General features: G+C 69.6%; 1 protein-coding gene. It reads right to left on the reverse strand.

Annotated elements, in window-relative coordinates; genetic code table 11:
• Positions 1–38: 38 nt before the first annotated feature.
• Positions 39–1649, reverse strand: a 1611-nt coding sequence (locus G6024_RS07370; RefSeq protein WP_159148382.1) for a polyribonucleotide nucleotidyltransferase, incomplete at its 5' end; no start/stop codon positions are given.

A 1649-nucleotide genomic window follows, 5' to 3' on the forward strand; every position in this document is an offset into this window, starting at 1 on the left:
GGGGTGCCGGGCGCCGTGGGTGGCGGACCGGCGGGGTCTCAGTCGTCGGTGCCGGAGTCCGCGTCGGCTCCGCCGTCCGAGTCGTCACCGACCGGGACGAGACTGATCTTGCCGCGGTTGTCGATGTCGGCGATCTCGACCTGCATCTTGTCGCCGACGTTGACCACGTCCTCGACCTTGCCGACGCGCTTGCCCTGGCCCAGCTTGGAGATGTGGACCAGACCGTCGCGGCCCGGCAGCAGCGAGAGGAAGGCGCCGAACGGGGCGGTCTTCACGACCGTACCGAGGAAGCGCTCCCCGACCTTGGGCAGCTGCGGGTTGGCGATGGCGTTGATCTTGTCGATCGCGGCCTGGGCCGACTCGCCGTCCGTGGCCCCGATGTACACGGTGCCGTCGTCCTCGATCGAGACGGACGCGCCGGTCTCCTCGGTGATCGAGTTGATCATCTTGCCCTTGGGCCCGATGACCTCGCCGATCTTGTCGACCGGGACCTTGATCGCGATGATGCGGGGCGCGAACGGGCTGAGCTCGTCGGGCTCGTCGATCGCCTCGGCCATCACGTCGAGGATGGTGAGCCGGGCCTCGCGGGCCTGGGTCAGCGCGCCGGCCAGCACCTCGGACGGGATGCCGTCGAGCTTGGTGTCGAGCTGGAGCGCGGTGACGAACATGCCCGTGCCGGCGACCTTGAAGTCCATGTCGCCGAAGGCGTCCTCGGCCCCGAGGATGTCCGTCAGCGCGACAAAACGTCGTTCCGACTCACCGGCCTCGTTCGTGATCTCGTCGGAGACCAGGCCCATCGCGATACCCGCGACGGGGGCCTTGAGCGGCACACCCGCGTTGAGCAGCGACAGCGTCGAGGCGCAGACGGAGCCCATGGAGGTGGAGCCGTTGGAGCTGAGCGCCTCGGAGACCTGGCGGATCGCGTAGGGGAACTCCTCGACGCTCGGCAGGACCGGCATGAGCGCGCGCTCGGCGAGCGCGCCGTGGCCGATCTCGCGACGCTTGGGCGACCCCACGCGACCGGTCTCACCGGTGGAGTACGGCGGGAAGTTGTAGTGGTGCATGTAGCGCTTGCTGGTCTCGGGCCCGAGCGAGTCGATCTGCTGGGCCATCTTGACCATGTCGAGCGTGGTCACGCCGAGGATCTGGGTCTCACCGCGCTCGAACAGTGCCGAGCCGTGGGCGCGCGGGATGACCTCGACCTCGGCGGACAGCGCGCGGATGTCCCGCGTGCCACGACCGTCGATCCGGAAGTGGTCGGTGAGGATGCGCTGGCGCACGACCTTCTTGGTCAGCGACTTGAACGCGGCTCCCACCTGGCCGAGGCGGTCGGAGAACCGTTCGGTGAGCTGCTCGAGGACGGTCGCCTTGAGCTCGTCGGTCGCGACGTCGCGATCCTGCTTGTCGGCGATCTGCATGATCTCGGCGAGCTTGGTCTCGGCGATCTCGGCGACGGCGGCGTAGACGTCATCGGCGTACGGCGGGAACAGCGGGAACTCCCGCGGCGTGCCGGGCGCGGCGTCGGCCAGCGCCTGCTGTGCGGCGCACAGCTCGGCGATGAACGGCTTGGCGGCCTCGAGGCCCCGGGCCACGACGTCCTCGGTGGGGGCCTGCGCGCCCCCGGCGACCTTCTCGATCACGTCGTCGGT

Source organism: Dietzia maris, assembly GCF_014144855.1.
Classification (GTDB): Bacteria; Actinomycetota; Actinomycetes; order Mycobacteriales; family Mycobacteriaceae; genus Dietzia; species Dietzia kunjamensis.